This window comes from Herbaspirillum camelliae (assembly GCF_001929405.1).
Lineage (GTDB): Bacteria > Pseudomonadota > Gammaproteobacteria > Burkholderiales > Burkholderiaceae_D > Herbaspirillum > Herbaspirillum seropedicae.
In genome coordinates, this window is sequence record NZ_KV880769.1 from 1,400,511 (window position 1) to 1,419,486 (window position 18,976).

The following is an 18,976-nucleotide window of genomic DNA, read 5'->3' on the forward strand; positions in this document are numbered from 1 at the left end:
AAGGGTGTGATCAGGCCAGCGTCTTGAGGATGGCCGCCAGCTTGCCGAACAGTTCGTCGATCTGCTGCTTGTTGATGATCAGCGGCGGCGACAGCGCGATGATGTCGCCGGTCACGCGGATCAGGATGCCGTCGTTGAAGGCGCGCACGAATGCGTCATAGGCGCGGGCGCCGACGCGGCCCGGGATGGAGGCCAGCTCGATACCGGCGATGAGGCCAATGGTGCGCACATCGATCACGTGCGGCAGGCCGCGCAGGGCGTGCGCCGCTTCCTGGAAATAATCGGCGACCGCTTGCGCGTTCTCCAGCACGCCCTCGGTCTGGAACACCTCCAGCGAGGCCAGGCCAGCCGCGCAGGCCAGCGGGTGGCCGGAATAGGTATAGCCGTGGAAGAGCTCGATGCCGTCCGGGCCGCTCATGAAGGCATCGTGGATTTCCGGCTTCACGAAGACCGCGCCCATCGGCACCACGCCATTGGTGAGGCCCTTGGCGGTGGTGAAGATGTCCGGTTCCACATCGAAGTAGTCCGACGCAAAGGGCGTCCCCAGGCGGCCAAAGCCGGTGATGACTTCATCGAAGATCAACAGGATGCCGTGCTTGGTGCAGATCTCGCGCAGGCGCTTCAGGTAGCCCTTGGGCGGGATCAGCACGCCCGTGGAGCCGGCCACCGGTTCCACGATCACGGCGGCGATGTTGGTGGCGTCGTGCAGGGTGACCAGGCGTTCCAGTTCATCGGCCAGGTGCGCGCCGTATTCCGGCTCGCCCTTGGTGAAGGCGTTCTTTTCCAGATTGTGGGTGTGCGGCAGGTGGTCCACGCCCGGCAGCAGCGCGGTGCTGAAGGTCTTGCGGTTGCCGCCGATGCCGCCCACCGACATGCCGCCGAAGCCCACGCCGTGATAGCCGCGCTCGCGGCCGATCAGGCGGGTGCGGGTAGCGTTGCCCTTGGCGCGGTGATAGGCCAGGGCGATCTTGAGCGCCGTATCCACCGCCTCCGAACCGGAGCCGGTGTAGAACACATTGCTGAAGCGGTTGCCGGTATAGGCCTTCAAGCGCTCGGCCAGTTCGAAGGCGCTGGGATGGCCGAGCTGGAAGGACGGCGCATAGTCCAGCGTGGCCACCGACTTCTGCACGGCCGACACGATCTTGGGATGGGCATGGCCCAGCGGTACGCACCACAGGCCGGCGGTGCCGTCCAGGATGGCATTGCCGGCGTCATCGCGGTAATGCATGCCTTCGGCGGAGACCAGCATGCGCGGCGCGGCCTTGAAATTGCGGTTGGCAGTGAAGGGCATCCAGTAGGCCGACAGGCTGGACGGATGCGTTGGGTCTTGGCTGGACATGGCAGGCACCGTGAAAAAGAGAAGAAATCCGGAGATCGAAATGACAGTGCTTGATTATTGCCATACAGTGGCCGTATTGTTAGCTACACTTTTGATTTTCGTTGGAAACTGTATTGGTCAAAGAGGCAAACTGTATTGCTTCACCCTGCGGGAGCCGGCGTGGCCGGCAGTTACTGTGTAACGCGCCCAAGCCTTGCACCTAGCGGAGTATGCGGCGATCCGGGGATGCGCACACCGTGGCGACGATGAGCAATACAGTTCCCGATTTCTCCTTACACCTTGCGTCCTTGCAGCAATGCAGTAGCCCGCAAGCATCACACTTTGTCCGAAAGGAAGACATGGCCAAGCCCGCCCGCGCCCCCCTGCAACTGGACCTCAAGCGCAAGACCAGCGCCCGTCTGGTGGAGCAGGTCGCCAATGGCCTGGCCGGCCTGATCGAAACGGGCGAGCTGCGCTCCGGCGAGCGCCTGCCCTCGGTGCGCCAGTTTGCGCAGCACCACGACATCGGCTCTTCCACCGTGGTGGAAGCCTACGAGCAACTGGTGGCGCGCGGCATGCTGCAAGCCCGTCGCGGAGCAGGCTTCTTCGTCGCCGCCCGCGCCGGACAATCGGGCCAGCACGCCGTCTTCGTCCCGCCTGAGCCGGTGATCGATTCAGCCTGGCTGCTGTCGGAAATGTTTGCCGACGAACGCGTGCCCATCAAGGCCGGTTGTGGCTGGCTGCCCGGCAAGTGGCTCAACGACGAAGGCTTGCATCAGGCCGAGCGCCGCATCATCCGTTCCCCCGGCGCGCAGCAGGTTGGCTATGGCCACCCCTACGGCTATGCCCCGCTGCGCCAGCTGATCACGCAGTTCCTCGGCCATTGGTCGCTGGAGCTGGGTATCGAGCAGGTCCTGACCACCCACGGCGCCACGCAGGCGCTGGACCTGGTGATCCGCACCATGACCCAGCCCGGCGATACGGTGCTCATCGACGACCCCGGCTACTGCAACCTCATCGCCATGCTGCGCCTGGCCGGGTTGAACGTGATCGGCGTGGCGCGGACCCCGGGCGGGGTGGACACCGACATGCTGGAGACGCTGGCGCGCACGCACCGCCCCAAGATGTTCTTCACCACCAGCGTGCTGCAGAATCCCACCGGCACTTCCTACACGCCCGCCTGCGCCATGCGTGTGTTGCAGGCAGCCGAGCGGCATGGCTTCTGGGTGGTGGAGGACGACATCTTCCGCGAACTCGGCCAGGCCACCGATCCCATGCTGGCGGCGCTGGATGGCTTGCAGCGGGTGATCTACGTGGGCAGTTATTCGAAGACCATCGCGCCGTCATTGCGGGTGGGTTACATCGCCTGCCAGCGCGAGCTGGCGCGGCAGATCGTGCATACCAAGATGGTCTTGACGCTCACCAATTCGGAGATCAACGAGCGCCTGGTGCATAACGTGCTCACCGAAGGCCATCACCGGCGTCATGTGCAGACGCTCAACGCCACCTTGCTCAATGCCCAGGCAACCTTGAACGCCAAGCTGACCGAAGTGGGACTGACTCCCTTTACGGCGGCGCGTGGCGGCATGTTCAGCTGGGCCACCATCGAGGGTTGCGAACTGTCGGCGCGCGAGATCGCCGACCGCGCGCGGCAGAAGGGCATCTGGCTTGCGCCGGGGGATTTCTTCCATCTGGCGGCGCCGCACCAGACCAGCTTCCGGTTCAATGTCGGTTATGCTGACGTGCCGGAGCTGTTTGATTTCTTGCGAGGCTTGTAGGGCGCGCATGCCATTGCTGCGCACGCTACGCAGTGACCCTGGCCCGCGATCATCGGTGAGTCATACCCGCATTTCCAGAGGATTCCAACCATGACGTTTTCCGCACCAAGCCCCATCCGCGCCGTCGTCTTCGACTTCGGCGGCGTACTGTTCGACTGGAACCCGCAGTATCTGTATCGGCAGCTCATTGCAGACGAGCAGGAACGCAATCATTTTCTTACCCACATCTGTTCGCCCGAATGGAACGTGCAGCAAGATCGCGGACGCACCCTGGCCGAGGCCACTGCGCATCTGATCCAGCAGCATCCCCAGCACGAAACGCTGATCCGCGCCTTCTATGATCGATGGGTGGAAATGCTGCGCGGTCCGTTGCCGGAAGGGGTGGCGCTGCTGCGGGAATTGCATGCGCAGCAGGTGCCGTTGTTTGGCCTGACCAACTGGTCGGCCGAAACCTATCCGCATGCGCGCGACAAGCACGACTTCATGCAGGTCTTCCGCGATATTGTGGTCTCAGGCCACGAGCGCTGCATCAAGCCCGAGCCGCGCATCTACCAGATTGCGCTGGAGCGCTATGCTCGGCATCTGCCCGATCTCAAGCCGGAGGAATTGGTCTTCATCGACGATGCACAGAAGAACATCCATGCCTGCCGCGCACTGGGCTGGCATGGCATCCATCACGTCGATGCGGCAGGCACCCGGGCGCAATTGCGCGCCCTGGGCCTGCCGGTCTGAACCTGCCTGGGTTGCTGCGACCTGCCTAGAAGGTTTCCCATTCGCCGGAGGCGTCAGCGGCCTTGGGCGGTGATGGTTCTTTCTTGACGGTATTGGCCGTAGTGGTAGTAGGGGCAGCCTTGGGCGGCAGCGCGCGAGCTGCGGCGGCACGCACCTTGGGCGCTGGATTGACGACCTTGGCTGGACGGGGCGATGCGGGTTGTGGCTGTACCGAAACGGCGCCGGTCTTGAAGATGCCCACCGCACTGCGCAGTTCGGTGGCCTGTTCCGACATGGCCTGGGCGGCCGCTGCGGCCTGCTCCACCAGCGCCGCATTCTGCTGGGTGACCTGATCCATCTGGCTCAGCGCCTGGTTCACCTGCTCGATGCCGGTGGTCTGCTCCGACGAGGCCGCCGTGATCTCATTCATGATGTCGGTCACGTTGCGCACGGCCTGCACCACTTCATTGATCGTCTGACCGGCTTCGCCCACCAGATGCGTGCCGCGCTCGACCCGCTCGCCGGACAAGGTGATGAGGTCCTTGACATCCTTGGCGGCAGCCGCGCTGCGCTGCGCCAGGGAGCGCACTTCGCTGGCGACCACGGCAAAGCCGCGTCCTTGTTCGCCCGCCCGGGCGGCCTCGACGGCCGCATTCAGGGCCAGGATGTTGGTCTGGAACGCAATGCCTTCGATGACCGTGATGATGTCGGAGACTTTGCTGGAACTGTCGGAGATCTCGTTCATGGTATCGATGACGCGACTGACCACGTCGCCGCCCTTGGCCGCCAGCGTGGAGGCGTTTTCCGCCAGGGTATTGGCCTGCCGGGCATTGTCGGAGTTCTGGCGCACCGTCGAGGTCAGTTCTTCCATGCTCGATGCGGTTTCTTCCAGTGACGCTGCCTGCTCCTCGGTACGCTGCGACAGATCGGTGTTACCGCTGGCGATCTGGTTGGCGGCGACGGAAATGGATTCGCCCGAGGTCTGTATGCCGCGCACGATGGTGGTCAGCTGCTCGCGCATGCTGCCCAGCGACGCCATCAGGCTACGGCTGTCATTGGGTTTCAGCGGCACTGCCACGGTCAGGTCGCCTGCGGCGATCTGCTGCGCAACCTCGGCGGCTGCACCCGGTTCTCCACCGAGCGCGTTGACGATGCTGCGCGTGATCACCAGACCAGCGCCGATGGCCAGGAGGACCGTCAGCGCGCCGGCCGAGATCATGACGATCAGCGTCGATTTGCTCAGGGAGCGCACCAGCTCGCCGCGTTCCTTGAGCAGGGACTCTTCAGCATCCACGAATTCCTTCTGCAGCACGCGGAAGCGATCCATGAAGATCTTGTCGTGGGTCGCGCCGAAATAGGTTTGCAGCGCCTGCTGGGAGCCGCTGGCATTGGCTTCCTTTCTCAGCTTGATCAGGTTCTGGTCGACTTCCTCGATCTTGTTGCTCAGCTCCTGCATTTCAGCAAGCCGCTTCTGCTGGACTGGATTGTCCGCGGTCAGCGACTTGGCATCGTCAAAGGCGACCTTGAAATCCTTGCGGCCACCTTTGTACGGATCCAGAAAAGCCTCATTGCCCGATGCCACATAGCCACGGATGCCGGTCTCGATATTGACCATGTTGAGCAGCATGTCATCGGCCTTGCCCATGACCTGGTAGGTATGGATATTCATCGCACTGGCGCCTTCCAGCCTGTTGAAGTTCAACAGGGACAAGCTGCTGCCCACCAGCGATACGATGACGACGCACAGAAACGCCAACCCCAGTTTTCGACCCACGGTCATTGATCCAGACATTTTTTCCACCCCTCTACGAACCGGCCCTCGCCGGTCATTGTTCAAGTTGAACGCCATCGAAAATCGATGGCGCATAGATAGTCGGCAGCTCCCCAGCTGCGACCATTACATAACAAGCCTCATTACCGTTGCATCGCCTTGGACAGCACTGCCCTGGCGACTGCCTTTGCAGCGCAATCCTGTTCGGTGCCTGCATCAAGCGCCAGTTCTTCAAAGGTGGTCGTCAGGCTTTCCATGATCTCTTGCAGCCTGCTCAGTTGATGAAGCAATGCTCTTGGCTGATCCGAAGCAAGATGTTTGCCAGCATCTTCGATGTCCATTTGGGTTTCCTCGGAAGGGATGGGCCAACGGGATTTCATTTTCCCGTTCGCAACATCATTGATCTGCCGGTGTGCTGTAGGCGCGCCGCGACTGCGCAATGACGGAGCTCAGCAATTAATATAATTCCGTGGTGGATTTTTGTACCTAGGGATTTTCCCCAAAAGGCATCTTCCATCGGGAAGTGTTGCGAAGTGATGCAAGACACCGTGAGGTATGGTGAGTATTGGGGGCGCATCCAGGGGTGGGGGATAGACGCTTTCTCGCACGCTCAGAAAACCACCGCTGCGGTCACCGAAGGTCCGCGACCATTTCATTTGCGAAAATCGCGTTCTTGATTTCCTGGATGCCTTTGCTCTGTTCCGCGCTGGAAACGACACCGCTTATGGAGGGCGAGGATATTGGTCTGGGAAGAGGTGCTGTCGATGACGCTGATGATGTCGGCGTACTGCTTTACGGCCGCGAGCTTATCTCCGAACGCAGCAAGGTCGGCCAGCACCTTGCGTCAGTTGGCTGCATCTTGCCCAGAGGCCGGTCATGCTAAGAGCAAGGTTGGCGGCCTGTGCACAGAGCTAGTTGCAGCGGCCGCTCTGCAGATCGCACTGTGTCAGGCCGCTGTCAGCTTGCCCGGACGATGAAGCCCGCGTTTCATCGCGCAGATAATTCGCCCACTGTTCCGGTTGGCCCAGCCAGCGTCCGGTATCGAGCACCTCCAGCGTATCGCCCCGTTGCAGCACGAAGGTGGGGAAGCCGCGTCCGCCGACGTAGTTCAGCAGTTCACGGCTGGCCTCGATGTGGTCGGCCAGTTCTTCCTGCTCGATACGTTGCAGTTCGGCGCTGAAGACAGCGGCTTCGATGTCCAGCGCCTGTGCCAGTTCGGTCAGCGTGGCGGGCTCGGAAATGCGTCGTCCCTGCTGGTAATGCGCGCGCTGGATCGCTGCCAGCATGTCCAGTCCCGCCGCTTCTCCTTTGAGCGCCTGCACGGCCAGCACTGCAGCGGTCGGCGGGGCCGAGTCGAAGACGGCGTCGGTGTCTTTCAGCAATCCATTGAAGTAGGGCTCGCTAAAGACCTGGCCGGTCATCTGGGCGATACGGTGGTCATGTGGCATCACGTAATCGCGCAACTGGGCGTCCACGCGTCTGCGATTGCGCCCGGCCATCATGCCGCCGCCATGCGCCTGCACCGGCAGCACCTGGCGCGCCGCCGCCACCAGCGGCGCAGCGCCATAGCACCAGCCGCACAGCGGATCATGGATGTAATGAAGCACGGTGTCGTGCGTGACGGCGGGGGTGGTCATGGTGCGATGTCCTCTTGAATGAAACGGCACAGGGCCTGACGTTTTCTGCACTGTCAGGCCCTACGGATTACGGCCAGGCTCAGTAGCCTACCGTGAAACGCGCACGCACGTGCTTGGGCTGTTCCAGTTCGTCCAGCAGGGCCACGGCGAAGTCCTCGTAGGAGATCCAGCTCTTGCCATCGTCACCGACCAGCAATGCATCCTTGCCCAGGCGGAACTGGCCGGTGCGCTCGCCGGCCACGAACATCGCCGAGGGCGACAGGAAGGTCCATTCCAGCTCGGTCTCGGTGCGCAGGGCATGGAGGAAGTCACGGCCGCCGGCGGCTTCGGGCAGGTATTCGGCGGGGAATTCCGGCGTGTCGATCAAGGCCTTGCCCGGTGCGATCTCCAGGCTGCCTGCACCGCCCACGACGGCCAGGCGCTTGACGCCAGCGGTCTTCACGGCGGGCAGCAGATCGGCCGCGCCGAAGGTGGTGAAGCGGCCGCTGGAGATGACCACATCGGCGCCCTTGATGGCGGCGCTCAGGGCGGCGGCGTCCTTGACGTCGGCGGCGACCACGGTGACGCCGGTGCGCTGGGCGATCTTGCTGGCGTCGCGAGCGATGGCGATGATGGTGTGGCCACGGCGCAGAGCTTCGTCCGCGATGCGCTTGCCGACATTGCCGGAGGCGCCGATGAGTGCGATCTTCATGATGTTTCCTTTTCTGTGTCTGAGGTGTCAGGAGCGGCCATCATAGGATCGCTTTTGATTTCGAAAAACAGCATAATCAAACACAGTTTGTTTCTGAAATCGTTCAAATCATGAGGTGAGGGGATGGATCGCTTGATGGCCATGCAGGTGTTCGTGACGGTGGTCGACAGCGGCAGCCTGTCGGCGGCGGCCGAGCAACTGGATTTGTCGCGGCCGGTGGTCTCGCGCTACGTGGCCGAACTGGAAGACTGGGTCGGCGCGCGGCTGCTGCACCGGACCACGCGGCGGCTCTCGCTCACGCCCGCCGGCAATGAACTGCTGCCGCGCTGCCGGCAGATGCTGGACTATTCCGAGGACATGCGTCACGCCCTCGATGCGCCTGACGAGACACCGCGCGGACTCTTGCGCATCACGGCCAGCACTTCCTTTGCCCAGACCCAGCTGATCCAGGCGGTGGTGGAGTATGGGCGCCGCTATCCCGGCGTGGCGGTGGACCTGCTGGCGCTGGACCGCACCGTGAACCTGGTGGAAGAGCGCATCGACCTGGCCATCCGCATGACCAACCGGCTGGAGCCCAACCTGATCGCGCGTCCGCTGGGCGTGTGCCGTTCGATCATCTGCGCCACGCCGGATTACCTGGCCCGCCACGGATTGCCGCGCAAGGTGGAGGACCTGGCCCTGCACAATTGCCTGACGCACTCCTATGTGGGGCGCAGCCTGTGGCAGTTCGATCCCAAGAAGAAAAAAGCCAAGAGCGGGAGGGGCGCTTCAGCGCCCAAGCCCCTGACCGTCGCCGTGGGCGGCAGTATCAGCGCCAACGAGGTGACGGTGCTGCTGCAGGCGGTCTTGGCCGGGGTGGGCATCGGCCACATGCCGGCCTATACGGTCGCGCCGCTGGTGGCCAGCGGCCAGTTGGTGCAGCTGTTGCCGGACTACGAGCCCTTGCAACTGGGCATGTATGGCGTCTATGCCTCGCCCAAGCACATGCCGGCGACCTTGCGCACGATGCTCGATTTCCTGGCGCAGCGTTTCGCCGGCCAGCCGTTCTGATGGATCAGGGTGTGATGCTCAGCAGCTTGTGGACCAGCTCCGAGGAGGTGGCGGCGGCGAACTTGCGCATCAGGCGGGCGCGATGCATTTCCACCGTGCGCGGGCTCAGTTCGACCTGGCGCGCAATGAGCTTGCTGGTCTTGCCTTCCACCAGCAGCGCGGCGATCTCGCGTTCGCGCGGGGTCAGGCCGGGCGCAATGGGGCGCTTGGCGCTGACATCCTCGAAGGTCCAGATGCCGGCCGCGTGCGGGTTGTCGCGGTTGAGCGCATGGCCGGTGACGTGGCACCAGAACATTTCATCGTTGGAGCGCTTCATGATGCGCTCGTCGGAGTAGAAGCCCTTCTCGTTGAGGATGGGCACCAGGCGCAGGCCGGTGCGCTCGAATTCGTCGGCGGTGGGATAGATTTCCTGGAAGGAAGTCTGGCGCAGCGCCCCCACCTCGTAGCCGAACATCGCCGCCATGGCCAGGTTGGCCTGCTGGATGACGCGATTGTGCGAGACGCACATGCCGATGGGCGCGTGCATGAAAACCTGTTCGAAATCGATGGGAAGTGGCTGGGTCATGGAGTTGCGGCAAATGTTCGGCTGGTCCCTCGCACCTGGCGGGATCGCCGCGCGGGCGATACCATGCTGCATCGCGCCAGGTATTTTTACCGTATTGTATGGCCTATTTCAGCTGCCCTATGATAATTGGCGCTATTTGGAGCCGAACGGGGCCCGGCGACGTCTTCGGGCGTCGCGCAAGAGAAGCCCCTGCGCCCATCCCTGTTGACGCCGGCATGTCCGCCGGCCCGCTTGCAACCCTGCTCGCAAGACAAGAGCCGAAAGGAGACTCGTGAACAAAGTGTATCCAGACGCGGCCACCGCGTTGAAAGACATCGTCAAGGACGGCCAGACCATTGCGGTCGGCGGCTTTGGCCTGTGTGGCATCCCCGAGGCGTTGATCGCCGCCCTGCGTGACTCGGGCGTGCAGAACCTGACCGCCATTTCCAACAACGCCGGCGTCGATGGTTTCGGCCTGGGCCAGTTGCTGACCACCCGCCAGATCAAGAAGATGATCGCCTCCTACGTGGGCGAGAACAAGGAATTCGAGCGCCAGTACCTGGCCGGCGAACTGGAACTGGAGTTCACGCCCCAAGGCACCCTGGCCGAGAAGCTGCGCGCCGGCGGCGCCGGCATTCCGGCCTTCTTCACCAAGACCGGTGTGGGCACCCTGGTGGCCGAGGGCAAGGAAGTGCGCGAGTTCGATGGCGAGCGCTACGTGATGGAACGTTCGCTGGTGGCCGACGTGTCGCTGGTGAAGGCGCACAAGGCCGACAAGGCCGGCAACCTGGTCTTCAACAAGACCGCGCGCAACTTCAACCCCAACGTCGCCATGGCCGGTAAGGTCACCGTGGTGGAAGTGGAAGAACTGGTGGAAGTGGGGCAGCTCGACCCGGACCAGATCCACACCCCCGGCATCTTCGTGCATCGCATCGTGGTCAACGCCACGCCCGAGAAGCGCATCGAACAACGCACCGTGCGCGCCTAAGGAGACACAGAAAATGGCATGGACCAGAGATGAAATGGCTGCGCGCGCAGCCAAGGAACTGCAGGACGGCTTCTACGTGAACCTGGGCATCGGCTTGCCCACGCTGGTGGCCAACCACGTTCCCAGCGATATCGAAGTGTGGCTGCAATCCGAGAACGGCCTGCTGGGCATCGGCCCCTTCCCCACCGAAGACCAGGTCGATCCCGACCTGATCAACGCCGGCAAGCAGACCGTGACGACCATTCCCGGCTCGTCCTTCTTCAGCTCGGCGGATTCCTTCGGCATGATCCGTGGCGGCAAGATCAACATCGCCATCCTGGGTGCGATGCAGGTCTCGGCCAAGGGCGACCTGGCCAACTGGATGATCCCCGGCAAGATGGTCAAGGGCATGGGCGGCGCGATGGACCTGGTGGCCGGCGTGGGCCGCGTGGTGGTACTGATGGAACACGTGGCCAAGGCCAAGGATGGCAGTACGTCGAAGAAGATCCTCCACGACTGCAACCTGCCGCTGACCGGTGTGGGCGTGGTCAACCGCATCATCACCGACCTGGGCGTGATCGACGTGACCCCGGGCGGTCTGAAGCTGATCGAACTGGCGACCGGCGTGACCAAGGAAGAAGTGATCGAGAAGACCGAGGCGCCGCTGGATGTGAGCGAGGTCTGAGCGCGCACGCCGCAGATGCCTTGGATGACGTAGATGCGGTGATCTTGCCGAGTCCTTGATGAGGGCGCCATGTCAATGGCGCTCTTTTTCTTGGGTGCAGGCGGCAAGGGGAGGTACCGTGCGGGACGGGAAGAATCATCCACATTCATCGGTTTTTGCCGCATGAACAATGACGTGCGGGCAGAGGTGCGGGCAGGCTGACTATACTTTTCGGCTGCTGTCCCAACCCATCAACCTGCCGTATCCGTCCATGCCAACAGCGCCGAGCCCGGGCTTCATCCTGCTCGATACCAACTGCTTCCTGCGCATCTACTGCTCGCCGGTCATCCCGCTATTGGGCCAGGTCGTGGGTGGCTACCGTCTGTTGACCCTGGCTTCCCTCATCGATGAATTCAAGGGCAATCCACGGCTGGTGCAGACCTTCTCCCACGTCGGTATCGCGCCGCGTTCGCTGGATCTGGATCGGGGCGCGCTGCGTCTGACACAGCCCAAGAAGCGTCTGGTGGAGACGCAGCGTACGCAGCTTGCGGTCTACGCAAGGCTCTTCGTCCAGCATCGCAACGCTGGCGGCGCGGGGCTGATGCCGCTCTCGCGGGAGGATATCGAACTGCTGGCAACGGCAGTCGTGCTGCGCAGTGTCATCGCAACCGACGAGAAGGCCTTGACCCAGTTGACCCAGGATCTCATCTCTTCCGATGAGGATGCGCCGCAGGCCTGCATCGATTCGCTGGCCCTCCTGCATTTGCTGGAGCAGCATGAGCGCCTGAGCCCGCAACAGCGGCGCGACACGGTATCGACCTGGCTGCGCATCGATACCTTGCTGCCCGCGCATTGGCGCAGGCGTTACCGCGCGCTGTTCGGTGAATCAGCCGATGCGCTGTGACCTGAGCACGCCCCCGGCTTGGACAGCGCAAACGAAATCTCTACCGCCTGGCCGATATCGATATTGAGTGCACTGGCCACGAATGCAGGAGAGCGCCCACCCTGCGCGACCTGCCAGTTCGCCAGTGCGTCGAATATGGGCGTATTGAACCAGCGCGCGGTGATGCTCAGGTATTGTTCTGCCGGTAGCTGGTCCGCACCCCATAGCGCTGCACTGATCGTGCCGGCCTCCCGGCTCCCATCGATATGCCCACCGGGGCCGCGCAGCTTGCGCTTGAGGCCGCTGGTCTTGCGGCCCTGGCTCGATAGCCAGGCATCGACCTGGGCGACGATGGTCGTCATCGACACTTCGTATTTTCCGGCATGCCAGGCTACCTGGCGCAAGGCCTGATCGACTGGCGTGCCGCTCATCTCCGCGGCTGCCCTGGCGGCAGCGCTGAGCGGGAACAACAGCGACTGCGCGAACCGTTCCGCAAAGAGTTCGCCTTCCTCGGAGGGCAGCGCATGCAGGGTGTAGCAGTGCGCCAGTTCATGGGCGAGCCAGGCATTGAATTCATCGATGCGGGAATACAGATTGACGAAGACCCAGGCGCTCTTGCTGCGCGGCAGGTAGATGCTCAGTGCGTTTTCGTGTCCTTGCCGCTGCTGGTTCCAGTACACCGGCACCAGGATGGCGCCAAAATCCTGCAGCAGCGCTAGCAGCTGGGCACGCTGCACCGGAGCGTCGGCGGCCAGTCCCAGCCGGGCTCGGACTTGCCTGGTGGTTTCCTGCAAGTACGCGTCTTCCAGCGAAGGCCTTTCGAGTACGGCTGGCGAGAACAGCCGGGGATGGGGCAGGTAGGGCAACAGTTCCTGCAGATGCTCGGCAGCAGTGCGTGCGGCGTCCAGCGCCGCAGCGCTGGCGCGCTGCTCGCCCGTGGTCCGGTAGGCGATGACGGGTTCGTCTTCGGGCGCGATGAGTTCAGTGATCTCGATCTGCAGCGCCTGCGCCAGCAACAGCAGTTTGCGCGGTCGCGGCAGGGATTGGCCAGACAGCCAGTTCGATACGGCCTCTTTGCTGACCTCGCAGGCAAGGGCCAAGGCGCTCCGGGTCAGGCCGAGCTGCTGCATGGATTGCTGGATCAGGGAGACGTTGAGCATGATCCACGCATGGTAGGCAGGCCAGCGGTGCGCGTCAAGTTATGTCAAGTTTCCGACCGGCACTGGTTTGAAGATATTGCTCGAAGTCGTTGGTTGACGAGTCAGTCGTTGCCGATCACGGCCCGTCATTCCATGCCACTGACCCGCACCGCATTGCGCCCCTCCCGCTTGGCCCGATACAAGGCCGCATCGGCCGCATTGAGCACATCCTCCACGCGCCGGTGATGGTCGCGCTCCAGCGTCGCCACGCCGACGCTGATGGTCACCACCGCCAGCGGGCTGGAGGCGTGCGCGATGTGACGCTCGCGGACCGCGTCGCACAGGCGCTGCGCCATCATCTGCGCACCTTGCAGGTCGGTCTGCTCCAGCAGCACCACGAATTCCTCGCCGCCGTAACGGCCGACGCAGTCGGTATGCCGGGGCAGCTTGCCGGCCAGGGTGTCGGCCACTTCCTTGAGCACGGTATCGCCCAGCTTGTGGCCGTAGGTATCGTTGTAGGCCTTGAAATAATCGACGTCGATGAACAGCACCGAGAAGGAAGCGCCCAGATTGCGCTGGCAGCGCTCCCAGGTGGCCTGCAGGGATTCGTCCAGGGCGCGGCGGTTGAGCAGGCCGGTGAGGCCATCGGTGCGCGCCAGCGCTTCCAGCAGCCGTTCTGCCGCCACCCGCCGGCGCAGCTCCTGGCGCACATGCAGCAGCAGCCAGCCCGTCAGCAGGCCGAAGATCACCAGCGAGACCAGCACCGCGTAGAAGGTCTTGCGCCAGGTCTTGAAGATGGCCTCTTCGGCATAGCCCACGAAGACGATCAGGGGCGAGCCGGGAATGCGGCGGAAGGTGTAGAGCCGACGCACGCCATCGTTGGTGGCCAGCGCGAAGAAGCTGCCTTCTTCCTCGCTCAGCATGGCGCGGATGCGCTGGAAGTTGCCCGTCTGGCTGATGTCGCGGCCGATGATGGTCTCGCGGTAGGGTACGCGCATGTAGGCGATCCCCTCATCGGAATACAGCGAGATGATGCCGTCGGCCCCCAGCGCCAGACCTTCGAAGAGTTCCCGGAAATACGCCAGGTCCAGCGCCATCACCACCACCCCGGCGAAGCTGCCGTCTTCGTTGGAGAGCCGCTTGGACAGCACCACCACCTGCAGCTCATTGCCCAGGCTGGCCGGCATCGGCCGCGAGACGTACAGTCCCACGGTGGCAGAATCGCGATGGGCGATGAAGTAGGCGCGGTCGCCATAATGGGACGCGCCCTTGCCCCGTCCCAGGCGCGAACTGACCTGTACCCGGCCGTCGGCATCGAGCACGGCCATCACCGCGATGTGACTGACGTTGGTGGTGCTGCCAAACAGGTAGGCGTAGCGCTGCGCCTCATTGAGCCGGCGCGCCGAGAGCGGGTGCTGGAAGCGGTAGGCCAGGGTATCGAGCGAGAGCGACAGCATCTCCAGGTTGCGGGAGATGGCGCGCTGGGAGACGAGGGTGACGTTGCTGGCATTGCTCACCGCAGACTGGCGCGTCTGCTGGTAACTCTGGTACAGCGTACTGGCGCTGACGGCCATGACCATCAAGACCGCGATGACCAGGATCACGACCAGGTAATTCTTCAACTGCTTGATTTTGCGCTCCCCGCAAATTCCCCTGGGGCGTAATTAACGCATAGAAGCGGTGCACGATCCATGTTGATTAGCGGCAATGTGCATGGCTCGCAACAAAAATGATGAACCGGGCTTGCGCGCTTCCTGTCAGATGGCTTACCTGGAGACCGGCTTCATGATTAAATGCGAGCGCGCCTGCGCTGGCGGAGCCGGGCATGGCCCTGCGTTCACGCTCACCATCACCCTATGCTCATGCCCCAAGGCCGGGAGGCTGTCTGAATAGCAAGACCACTGTCAAACGTGACCTCGTCATCCTGTGGGCCTTCATCGCCCTCATTGCCCTGGTGCTGGCCTTCCTGTTGTGGCAGCTCAGCCGCCAGGGCGCGTCTGCGCAGATCGGCCAGGCAACCGGCCAGGCCTCCATCAGTTGCGCTGCCATGAGCGCGGGCCTTTCTCATGCACTGGGTACGGCCAGCACGCCAAGGCAGGATGCTCCGGCTCCCACTCCGGTCATGCAAGCCGTCATCGACCTGGCGCTGCGCGACCAGGCCGGCGTGGAGGGCGGTTTCTGGCAGGCAGGCAAGGGCGTGGTCGCCTATGCCTTCCCGACCTATGACGGCAGCGGCGTCAAGCGCGATCCGCCCGGCGCGGAGATGGAGCGCATCGCCTCGACCGCCCAGCGCGCGCTGGACAGCAAGACCACCATCACCGATGTGCGCCCCGGCCTGCGCGAGGCCGTGGTGTTCGCCGCCTGCCCCCTCAGTGTCACTACCGATGCAGCGCTGGCGGCCTGGACGCTCAAGCGCGTGCCCGTCATGAGCGCCGCCGTGCTCGACCAGTTGCTGGTGGCCATCGGCCTGCTGCTGGCCTTCGTGGTGATCACCGGCCTGTGGCTGGGCGCCACCCTGACGCGCTGGCGCAGCCAGTCCGAGCGCCTGGCCGCGCAGCTGTCCCATGCCGAACGGCTGGCCACGCTGGGCCGGGTGGCCGCCGGCATGGCCCACGAGATCCGCAATCCCATCGGCACCATGCGCATGAAAGCCGAGAACGCCTTGGCAGCCCCGCCGCAGATGCGCGAAGCGCGCGCCACCGGGGCGCTGGAAATGGTGGTGGCCCAGACCGAGCGCCTGGACGCGCTGGTCGGCAGCCTCTTGGCGCTGTCGCAGCCCTTCCAGTTGCAGCGCCAGCCGCTGGACCTGGCGCAATGGCTGCCGCAGCGCCGCCTGGCCCATCTGGAGATGGCCGAGCGCCAGGGCGTGCGCATCAAGGTCACGCTGCCGGAGCAGGGTGATCTGGTCACGCACAGCCTCGACCCGGCCCAGCTGGCGCGCGCGCTGGACAATCTCTTGCTCAATGCGCTGGCGCATAGCCCGGCCGGTGGAGAGATCGAGATCGGCGCGCGCCTGCGCAGTCCCGGGCGGCTCTTGCTGTGGGTGGCCGATAATGGCCCGGGCGTACCGGAAGACCTGCGCCAGAGCCTGTTCGATCCCTTCGTCAGCCAGCGTCCCGGCGGCACCGGCCTGGGCCTGGTGCTGGTGCGCGAAATCATCCATGCCCATGGCGGCGAGATCATCCTCGCGCCCTCTGCTGCGGGCGCACGTTTTGAAATGGAGTTGCCATGGCGCGCATCCTGATCGTCGATGACGACGCCGCCTTTCGCGGCAGCCTGGCCGAGACCGTCAGCGACCTCGGCCACGAAGTGCTGGAAGCCGGCAGCACAGCCGCCGGCCTCAAGTTGCTGGCCGCCCATGGCGTGGACGCGGCCATCGTCGACCTGCGCATGCCGGACGAAGATGGCCTGGCCTTCCTGCAGCGCGCCCCGGCCATCGCTGCCATCCCCTGCATCATGCTCACCGCCTATGCCAGCGGCGACAACACCATCGAGGCGATCCGCCTGGGTGCGTTTGATCACCTGACCAAGCCGGTGCCGCGCGCGGCCCTGGTGGAAACGCTGGAACGCGCCTTGCGCCAGGGCGCCAGCACGCCGGCGGCGGCTTCCCCGGCCATGGAAGAACGCAACCAGCTGGTGGGCGATAGCGAAGCCATGCGCCAGGTGTTCAAGCAGATCGGCCGCGCCGCCACCAGCGACGCCACCGTGCTGGTGCTGGGCGAGACCGGCACCGGCAAGGAACTGGTGGCGCGCGCCCTGCATCGCAATGGCGCGCGCGCCGCACGTCCCTTTGTCGCCGTCAATTGCGCGGCGATTCCGGCCGAGCTGATCGAAAGCGAGCTGTTCGGCCACGTCAAGGGCGCCTTCAGCGGCGCGACCTCGCCGCGCCTGGGACGCTTCCAGGAAGCCGATGGCGGCACGCTCTTCCTCGATGAGATCGGCGACATGGAACTGGCCACCCAGGCCAAGATCCTGCGCGTGCTGCAGGAGCGCGAACTGACGCCGGTGGGCGGCAACCAGTCCGTGCGGGTCGATGTGCGCGTCATCGCCGCCACCCATCGCGACCTGCAGCACGAGATCACCCAAGGGCGCTTCCGCGAAGATCTCTGGTATCGCCTGCAGGTCTTGACCATCATGGTGCCGGCGCTACGCGAACGGCCTGGCGACATCCTTACCATCGCCGAGCACTTCCTGCGCCAGTTGGGCGGCGATGCGCCCAAGCGCATCAGCCCCGCCGCCGCCCGCCTGCTGTTGCAGCACGCCTGGCCGGGCAATGTACGCGAGTTGCGCAACACCATGGAACGCGCCGCGGTGATGAGCCATGGGCTGTGCATCGAGGCCGAGGATATCGGCTTGTCCGTCCGCCCTCCGGCCAGTGCGGCGAGCGCGCCGGCGATCGACTGGGACGGGCCGCTGGCGGCCGCCCTGGCCGAGGTCGAGCGGGTGATGATAGAGCGCGCCCTGCAGGGAGCCGCCGGCAACCGCGCCGAAGCCGCGCGCCGGCTGGGCATCTCGCGCCAGCAGCTCTATCGCCGGCTGGAGGAAGCCGGCAAGTCCCACGACTAGAGCCGGCGTTCCAGCAGCCAAGCTACCAAGGCGCAAGCACCGGCGAACAGGCCGATCCCCCAGATCGCGCCGCTACCCAGGATGCCTGCACCAGCCGCACTGCCCAGCGAAAAACCGAGATACAGGGTCGAGGTGTTGAGCGACAGCGCCACCGGCGCCTGGGCCGGTGCGCCCGCGCCGATCAGGCGCGCCATCTGCGCCGGGAAGAAAGCCCACACCGAACATCCCCACACCACCACCGCCAGCAGCACCGGACCCAGCGCCAGCGGCGGCGGCAGCGCCGTGGCGGCGGCCAGCGTCCAGAACGACAGCATCAGCAACAGCAGCGACACCCGCACCACCCGCGCCGATCCGTAGCGGTCGTTGAGCGTGCCACCCACGCTCACCCCCACTGCCGCGGCCGCGCCCCAGAGGCTGACGGTCAGGCTGATGCGACTCTCGCCAAAGCCCAGCACCTGGCTGAGATAGGGCGCGATATAGGGATAGGCGGCATACGCCCCGACCGACCAGAGCAGCGTGACGGCCAGCAGGCGCTGCACCTGGGGCTGCCGGATCACCGCCATGCGTTCGCGCAGCCCGGCCACGTGCAGATGGGCACCGGCCTGACGCGGCACGCCCAGCCAGATCCCCGCCACCGCCACCGCGCCCATGGCGGCCACGGCCAGGAAGGTCGCGCGCCAGCCGAAGGCATGCCCCACCACCGCGCCCAGCGGCAGGCCCAGGGCGATGGCGATGGTCATGCCGCCGCTGACGATGGCCAGGGCGCGCCCGCGCTGTCCTGGCGCGACCATGGCCCCGGCCAGCGCGCTGGCGTTGGGCGTGTAGAGACCCGCCGCCACCGCCATGAGCAGGCGCGCCACCAGCAGTCCGACAAAACTGCTGGAGCATGCCGCCAGCAGGTTGGCGGCCGTGAAGGCGGTCATGGCGGCGATCAGTACGCGACGCCGGTTCATGGCCGCCGAGAGCACCGTGCTGATGGGCGAGCTCAGCGCCAGCACCAGCGTGAAGATGACGACCAGGCTGGCCACCATCGGCACACTCATGCCGAAGTCGGCGGCCATGCGCGGCAGCAGCGGCGCGATCATGAAGCCTTCCGTGCCGATGGCGAAGGTGCCCAGGGCCAGGAAGCCCGCTGTCAGCAGCGAGCCGGCCTGGGTGGGAGAGGCGCAAGCAGAGGGCGCAGAAGGCCCGAGGGGAGGGGGATTCATGGATTCCTCGACGGCAGGGCGGGGTGCCGCCCCTCGCAACAAGGGGCGT

At 64.6% G+C, this 18,976-nt stretch carries 17 protein-coding genes; 8 read left to right on the top strand and 9 right to left on the bottom strand.

Annotated elements, in window-relative coordinates; translation table 11 throughout:
• Positions 1–10 precede the first annotated feature (10 nt).
• Positions 11–1,339, bottom strand: coding sequence for an aspartate aminotransferase family protein (locus BGK68_RS06310; protein ID WP_075256370.1), 1,329 nt, complete (start codon positions 1,337–1,339; stop codon positions 11–13).
• A gap of 338 nt (positions 1,340–1,677) precedes the next feature.
• Here BGK68_RS06310 and BGK68_RS06315 point away from each other — a divergent pair, with 338 nt between their 5' ends.
• Both BGK68_RS06315 and BGK68_RS06320 read left to right on the top strand, forming a co-directional pair.
• Entirely contained in the window at positions 1,678–3,096 is a 1,419-nt protein-coding gene (locus BGK68_RS06315; protein WP_075256371.1) for an aminotransferase-like domain-containing protein, read from the top strand.
• Between the two features lie 90 nt (positions 3,097–3,186).
• A complete protein-coding gene (locus BGK68_RS06320; protein ID WP_075256372.1) occupies positions 3,187–3,828 on the top strand; it encodes an HAD family hydrolase in 642 nt (213 codons plus the stop codon).
• 25 nt (positions 3,829–3,853) lie between these two features.
• On the opposite strand, the gene BGK68_RS06325 is transcribed toward BGK68_RS06320, so the two are convergent.
• From BGK68_RS06325 to BGK68_RS06340, 4 genes are all read right to left on the bottom strand, one after another.
• Entirely contained in the window at positions 3,854–5,599 is a 1,746-nt protein-coding gene (locus tag BGK68_RS06325; RefSeq protein ID WP_075256373.1) for a methyl-accepting chemotaxis protein, read from the bottom strand.
• Between the two features lie 122 nt (positions 5,600–5,721).
• Positions 5,722–5,919 carry a hypothetical protein gene (locus BGK68_RS06330; RefSeq protein ID WP_075256374.1) on the bottom strand — a complete coding sequence of 66 codons (198 nt, stop codon included), beginning with the start codon at positions 5,917–5,919 and terminating at the stop codon, positions 5,722–5,724.
• 570 nt (positions 5,920–6,489) lie between these two features.
• Positions 6,490–7,215 (bottom strand): DsbA family protein, encoded by a 726-nt coding sequence (locus BGK68_RS06335; RefSeq protein ID WP_075256375.1) that lies wholly within the window; start codon positions 7,213–7,215, stop codon positions 6,490–6,492.
• A 79-nt stretch (positions 7,216–7,294) separates the two neighbouring features.
• Complete coding sequence (locus tag BGK68_RS06340; RefSeq protein WP_075256376.1) at positions 7,295–7,906, bottom strand: NAD(P)-dependent oxidoreductase; 612 nt, start codon at positions 7,904–7,906, stop codon at positions 7,295–7,297.
• Positions 7,907–8,029: 123 nt separating this feature from the next.
• Here BGK68_RS06340 and BGK68_RS06345 point away from each other — a divergent pair, with 123 nt between their 5' ends.
• Positions 8,030–8,956 (top strand): LysR family transcriptional regulator, encoded by a 927-nt coding sequence (locus tag BGK68_RS06345; RefSeq protein ID WP_075256377.1) that lies wholly within the window; start codon positions 8,030–8,032, stop codon positions 8,954–8,956.
• 4 nt (positions 8,957–8,960) lie between these two features.
• Here the strand turns inward: BGK68_RS06345 and BGK68_RS06350 are convergent, their stop codons facing one another.
• Positions 8,961–9,521: a PAS and helix-turn-helix domain-containing protein gene (locus BGK68_RS06350; RefSeq protein WP_075256378.1), complete on the bottom strand. Its 561-nt coding sequence runs from the start codon at positions 9,519–9,521 to the stop codon at positions 8,961–8,963.
• A 271-nt stretch (positions 9,522–9,792) separates the two neighbouring features.
• On the opposite strand from BGK68_RS06350, the gene BGK68_RS06355 reads away from it, so the two are divergent.
• From BGK68_RS06355 to BGK68_RS06365, 3 genes are all read left to right on the top strand, one after another.
• Positions 9,793–10,488 carry a CoA transferase subunit A gene (locus tag BGK68_RS06355; RefSeq protein WP_013236556.1) on the top strand — a complete coding sequence of 232 codons (696 nt, stop codon included), beginning with the start codon at positions 9,793–9,795 and terminating at the stop codon, positions 10,486–10,488.
• 13 nt (positions 10,489–10,501) lie between these two features.
• Positions 10,502–11,152, top strand: coding sequence for a 3-oxoacid CoA-transferase subunit B (locus BGK68_RS06360; RefSeq protein ID WP_075256379.1), 651 nt, complete (start codon positions 10,502–10,504; stop codon positions 11,150–11,152).
• A gap of 250 nt (positions 11,153–11,402) precedes the next feature.
• On the top strand, positions 11,403–12,035 hold the full coding sequence (locus tag BGK68_RS06365; RefSeq protein WP_075256380.1) for a hypothetical protein: 633 nt from the start codon (positions 11,403–11,405) through the stop codon (positions 12,033–12,035).
• Here BGK68_RS06365 and BGK68_RS06370 read toward each other — a convergent pair.
• Complete coding sequence (locus BGK68_RS06370; RefSeq protein WP_075256381.1) at positions 11,996–13,174, bottom strand: XRE family transcriptional regulator; 1,179 nt, start codon at positions 13,172–13,174, stop codon at positions 11,996–11,998. The genes BGK68_RS06365 and BGK68_RS06370 overlap by 40 nt on opposite strands.
• A gap of 125 nt (positions 13,175–13,299) precedes the next feature.
• A complete protein-coding gene (locus BGK68_RS06375) occupies positions 13,300–14,775 on the bottom strand; it encodes a sensor domain-containing diguanylate cyclase (RefSeq protein WP_324617586.1) in 1,476 nt (491 codons plus the stop codon).
• Between the two features lie 203 nt (positions 14,776–14,978).
• On the opposite strand from BGK68_RS06375, the gene BGK68_RS06380 reads away from it, so the two are divergent.
• A complete protein-coding gene (locus BGK68_RS06380) occupies positions 14,979–16,397 on the top strand; it encodes a sensor histidine kinase (protein ID WP_083657739.1) in 1,419 nt (472 codons plus the stop codon).
• The gene (locus BGK68_RS06385) at positions 16,382–17,719 is read left to right on the top strand and encodes a sigma-54-dependent transcriptional regulator (RefSeq protein WP_075256383.1); all 1,338 of its coding nucleotides are present in this window, start codon (positions 16,382–16,384) and stop codon (positions 17,717–17,719) included. Before BGK68_RS06380 ends, BGK68_RS06385 begins: the two co-directional genes overlap by 16 nt.
• Here BGK68_RS06385 and BGK68_RS06390 read toward each other — a convergent pair.
• Complete coding sequence (locus BGK68_RS06390; RefSeq protein WP_075256384.1) at positions 17,716–18,927, bottom strand: MFS transporter; 1,212 nt, start codon at positions 18,925–18,927, stop codon at positions 17,716–17,718. The genes BGK68_RS06385 and BGK68_RS06390 overlap by 4 nt on opposite strands.
• Between the last annotated feature and the right edge of the window lie 49 nt (positions 18,928–18,976).

Excerpts from the sequence above, each read along its gene's own strand:
- BGK68_RS06310 (WP_075256370.1), bottom strand. The coding sequence starts at position 1,339 with ATGTCCAGCCAAGACCCAACGCATCCGTCCAGCCTGTCGGCCTACTGG.
- BGK68_RS06315 (WP_075256371.1), top strand. The coding sequence starts at position 1,678 with ATGGCCAAGCCCGCCCGCGCCCCCCTGCAACTGGACCTCAAGCGCAAG.
- BGK68_RS06320 (WP_075256372.1), top strand. The coding sequence starts at position 3,187 with ATGACGTTTTCCGCACCAAGCCCCATCCGCGCCGTCGTCTTCGACTTC.
- BGK68_RS06325 (WP_075256373.1), bottom strand. The coding sequence starts at position 5,599 with ATGTCTGGATCAATGACCGTGGGTCGAAAACTGGGGTTGGCGTTTCTG.
- BGK68_RS06330 (WP_075256374.1), bottom strand. The coding sequence starts at position 5,919 with ATGGACATCGAAGATGCTGGCAAACATCTTGCTTCGGATCAGCCAAGA.
- BGK68_RS06335 (WP_075256375.1), bottom strand. The coding sequence starts at position 7,215 with ATGACCACCCCCGCCGTCACGCACGACACCGTGCTTCATTACATCCAT.
- BGK68_RS06340 (WP_075256376.1), bottom strand. The coding sequence starts at position 7,906 with ATGAAGATCGCACTCATCGGCGCCTCCGGCAATGTCGGCAAGCGCATC.
- BGK68_RS06345 (WP_075256377.1), top strand. The coding sequence starts at position 8,030 with ATGGATCGCTTGATGGCCATGCAGGTGTTCGTGACGGTGGTCGACAGC.
- BGK68_RS06350 (WP_075256378.1), bottom strand. The coding sequence starts at position 9,521 with ATGACCCAGCCACTTCCCATCGATTTCGAACAGGTTTTCATGCACGCG.
- BGK68_RS06360 (WP_075256379.1), top strand. The coding sequence starts at position 10,502 with ATGGCATGGACCAGAGATGAAATGGCTGCGCGCGCAGCCAAGGAACTG.
- BGK68_RS06365 (WP_075256380.1), top strand. The coding sequence starts at position 11,403 with ATGCCAACAGCGCCGAGCCCGGGCTTCATCCTGCTCGATACCAACTGC.
- BGK68_RS06370 (WP_075256381.1), bottom strand. The coding sequence starts at position 13,174 with ATGCTCAACGTCTCCCTGATCCAGCAATCCATGCAGCAGCTCGGCCTG.
- BGK68_RS06380 (WP_083657739.1), top strand. The coding sequence starts at position 14,979 with ATGGCCCTGCGTTCACGCTCACCATCACCCTATGCTCATGCCCCAAGG.
- BGK68_RS06385 (WP_075256383.1), top strand. The coding sequence starts at position 16,382 with ATGGCGCGCATCCTGATCGTCGATGACGACGCCGCCTTTCGCGGCAGC.
- BGK68_RS06390 (WP_075256384.1), bottom strand. The coding sequence starts at position 18,927 with ATGAATCCCCCTCCCCTCGGGCCTTCTGCGCCCTCTGCTTGCGCCTCT.